The sequence below is a fragment of the Lichenifustis flavocetrariae genome (genome assembly GCF_026130545.1).
Taxonomy (GTDB): domain Bacteria; phylum Pseudomonadota; class Alphaproteobacteria; order Rhizobiales; family Beijerinckiaceae; genus Lichenihabitans; species Lichenihabitans flavocetrariae.
Genome location: NZ_JAMOIM010000117.1, coordinates 1 through 3,662 on the forward strand (window position 1 = coordinate 1; position 3,662 = coordinate 3,662).

Annotated in this window: 4 protein-coding genes; all 4 read right to left on the reverse strand. The window is 61.1% G+C overall.

Annotation, left to right across the window (positions count from 1 at the left end; translation table 11 throughout):
- Positions 1-61 precede the first annotated feature (61 nt).
- The gene (locus tag M8523_RS35960) at positions 62-550 is read right to left on the reverse strand and encodes a Brp/Blh family beta-carotene 15,15'-dioxygenase (protein ID WP_282589587.1); all 489 of its coding nucleotides are present in this window, start codon (positions 548-550) and stop codon (positions 62-64) included.
- 405 nt (positions 551-955) lie between these two features.
- The gene (locus tag M8523_RS35965) at positions 956-1,735 is read right to left on the reverse strand and encodes an ATP-binding cassette domain-containing protein (RefSeq protein ID WP_282589588.1); all 780 of its coding nucleotides are present in this window, start codon (positions 1,733-1,735) and stop codon (positions 956-958) included.
- Complete coding sequence (locus tag M8523_RS35970) at positions 1,732-2,772, reverse strand: ABC transporter permease (protein WP_282589589.1); 1,041 nt, start codon at positions 2,770-2,772, stop codon at positions 1,732-1,734. Before M8523_RS35970 ends, M8523_RS35965 begins: the two co-directional genes overlap by 4 nt.
- A partial coding sequence (locus M8523_RS35975; RefSeq protein WP_282589590.1) for a sugar ABC transporter substrate-binding protein occupies positions 2,769-3,662 on the reverse strand: 894 nt, incomplete at its 5' end. The genes M8523_RS35970 and M8523_RS35975, both read right to left, overlap by 4 nt.

Genomic DNA, 3,662 nt, shown 5'->3' on the forward strand with positions numbered 1-3,662 from the left:
AGGCAGATCTCGGAGGCGATGCTAGCAGCGCCTGAGCCGATGAGGATGCCCGTACGACGTGTCATGAAGTCGCTGTCTCTCCAAAGGAACGAGTGGATTGGGATCCTTCTAGGCGATCGAACCGCTTTTCCAGCCAGCGCGACAGCAGAAGGTGCGGGATGGCTACTGACGCCAGCAGCTGAAAGGCCTGGGCCGCCAAATTCTCGTCGATGTGCGATGATGTCAGTCTTTGCAGCCCCCACCAGCCGACGAGCGCAGCGCCGGACAGCAACGCGCCGGTTACGAGCCAGTGCTCCAGCGTCATGTCGCCGAGCATTGCGCGCGTCTCTACAAGGTGCCGCGGCGAGTGCAGGAAGACGAAGAAGAGCGCGAACCCGGCGACGGGGGGTAGAATCAGAAGCAGAACAAAGCAGAGCGTCATTGCGGCTGCCCACTGTCGGCTGATGGATGGGAACGATCGGATTTTGAGCGGGGACGCCAGCATGCCTTTGAACGGGGCTGGGTCACGATCCCCGACGACAATTGCCTCGGGCTGACCGAGGCCGGCCATGCGGAAGTCCGCGATCTCGCAAAGACAATTCCGGCAAGCTCGCCGAAATAGTCACAACCAGCCCACCGTAACCCCCGCGGCGATCGGCACGCCAAAATCAACTGGCGCTTCATAACCGCCCACGCCCGGGTCAAGCTCAAACGCCTCACCCCTTCGCTTCGAATGACCCGGGCGACTAGACTGCTCTCGTGAAACCGCCCGCAGGACCTAAGCGCCGGCCGCGCCGCGCTGCCTCGAACGAGGACCACGAGACCGCGTTGCGCCGCTATGCGGTGGAGCTGTTCGACAAGGGCGAAGGACACGCGGTTCATTGGCCGATGATGGGTGATGCGCCGCGCCGAAGTCGGATGATACAACCGCCTGCTCGGCAATCCTGACGACGGCACCCCGTACACGTGCGAGCGACTACCGGGCACCCATGATCATCGCCACCAATTCGCGTTCGATGCCTGGCGTCACCACCATACCGCCTACAGTCCGACCTCCTCGCATCACCACGGCGCGGTGCGCCACCCGGACGACATGGTCCATGTTGTGGCTGACGATGATCACGCCTAGGCCGCGATCTGGCAAACGCTTCACGAGATTGAGGATTTCCTCCGATTCACGCACCCCGAGAGCCGCCGTCGGCTCGTCGAGGATGATCACGCTTGATGCGAAAGCGACGGCGCGAGCCACGGCGACCGCTTGACGCTGGCCCCCGGACATCAGACCGATCTCCTGCTGGGGAGACACGTTTTTCACCGTCAATTGCTGCGCATGCTCGATCCACGACGCAGTGTCGTTGCGCGTGGACAGAAAGCCGAGAGGGCCCAGCCACCGCGGACTCACGCGCTCGCGTCCGATGCTGAAATTTTCAGCCACCGTCAGGTTGTCGAAGACGGCCAGATCTTGAAACACCGTCTCGATCCCATGCGCCCGCGCGTCACCCGGCGAGCGAAGGTTAAGCTTATGCCCGCTGAGCTCGACATCGCCCTCGTCCAACACCACGATCCCGCTGATCGCCTTGATGAGGGTAGATTTTCCAGCCCCATTGTCGCCGAGAAGCGCCACGATCTCACCGCGTCGAACGCTGAGTTCTGCCCCCGCGAGCGCAGTAACCAGCCCATAAGACTTTCGCGCATTCCGTACCGAAAGAAGCGGCGCCTCCTCCGGGTTCGGAGCCAACCGGGGGTTCGAGATCATGCCTGCTGCCTTCGCGCTTGCCGCACTCGGATCCGCGTCTCAACCCACTTGCGCGCGACGTCCATTTCCAGCGCGACTATGATGATGCTCCCGATCGCGACCGGAGCCCAAAACGAAGAGACATCGAGATGTTGAAGTCCATTCCCTATGACGCCGATGATCAGTGCCCCGAACAGCACATTCACCACCGAGCCCCGCCCGCCGAACAGGCTCGCGCCGCCGATGATGACCGCTGTGATCGCATCGAGTTCATAGCCGAGACCCGCAAGTGGCGAGGCAGCACCCGTGCGCCCGGCATAGAGTAGGCCGGCGAAGCCCGCTGTCGTTCCGCATATGGCATAGGCGCTGATGATCAGGCGATCTCGGGGGAGCCCGAGCCACTGGGCGACATCTGGATTCCCGCCGACCGCGTAAAGCCAGCGTCCCCATTGGGTTTTCCGGAGCAGAACCCAAAGCAATCCGAGCAACCCGAGCACGAACAATGCACTGACCGGCGCGCCGGCGACATGACCGTTGCCGGCCCAATTCACGACGGCCGACATGCCGGTGCGTGTATCGCCCCCGCTGACCAGAAGGGCGGCGCCATTGGCGATTCCCAGTGTCGCAACGGTCACCACCAGGGGCTGCGGAATGCGCCCTTTGACGATCAGCAGGCCGTTGAAGAGGCCGACAACCAAACCAACCAGCGGAAACAGCACGATCTGCGCTCCCGAACTCGGATCATCGATCCCAGTCGCAACAGAAACCACCACCGTGCTCAATGCGATCACGCTGCCGACGGAGACATCGACACCGCGAACAAGAATGACCACAAACTCACCCAGACCTAAGGCGCAGACGATGGCACTCTGAGCAATAAGGTTTTGAAGATTGCGCGTTGTGAGGAAGTTCGGCGCGATGAGAACGAACACGATCACAAGCGCCGCGAGGACGATCACCGGACCCGCCTGGAGGGTCCACAGCACGATCCCCAGCCGGTCGAACCCGCGGCCGACACCCGGCTTATCTTCGGATAAGCCAGTGTCTTTAAAGCTCACTTGCTGAGCTCCGTCTGTCCGCCAGCCTCCTTCGCCTTCGTGGCGGCCGCATGAACCGCACTGAGGACCTGCCCGGCATTTGCCGCGGTCACCATAGGCTGCGGTGGGATGAGAACATCATGATCGACCTTGTCGCCGAGAGCGACCTTCACCGCGACATCCACCGCAGTCTGACCGATGACCTCGAAGGGATACGGCACAGTAAATTTCCAATTCGGATCGTTTGCCGCGATCGCTTTCAGCGCATATTCCTGCCCGCCAATCGACCCTATGACTGCTGACGAACCCGCCGCCTTCACGGCCTGCAGCGAACCCTGGGCCGAGACGTCCACCGAATCATAAATACCGATGATATCGGGATGAGCGCTCAGCATGTTCTCCGCGATTGTCCGGGACTTCGCTGGGTCGCATTTCGCGTCACCCTCGTTGACGACCTTCAGATTGCTGTCCTTTATCGCTGCGGTAAATCCATTGATGAAGGCATCAGTATCAGGCAGCCCTGCGAGACAGCGGATGACCCCGATTTGGCCGCCCTTCGGCAACAGAGCCATAAACTGCTTGCCGGACACCCCAGCCGCACCGAAGTTGTCGTAATTGATGACTGAGACGACGGCAGGAGACTCCGGGGGCGACCCGTCAAATGACACGGTCTTGACACCGTCGGCTTGCGCTTGATTGACGGCGTTAATCAGTTGCTTGGACACGCCGCCCGTGTTGACCGCAACAACTTTGTAACCGTTGGCCGCGGCATTACCAATTTCTTCAAGGAAGAATTCAACGTTCGAGCGTGAGGGGCCCGCTTTAACAGTTATCTTGTAATTACCCAGGCCATTTGGAGGCTGGTCAGGCGCTGACGGTCTGGAGAATGACCTGAAAGGCGTTGGTGCCGG

What these genes read in the sequence shown, in the direction of transcription:
- M8523_RS35960 (WP_282589587.1), bottom strand. Translation starts at nt 550, where the DNA reads ATGGCCGGCCTCGGTCAGCCCGAGGCAATTGTCGTCGGGGATCGTGAC.
- M8523_RS35965 (WP_282589588.1), bottom strand. Translation starts at nt 1,735, where the DNA reads ATGATCTCGAACCCCCGGTTGGCTCCGAACCCGGAGGAGGCGCCGCTT.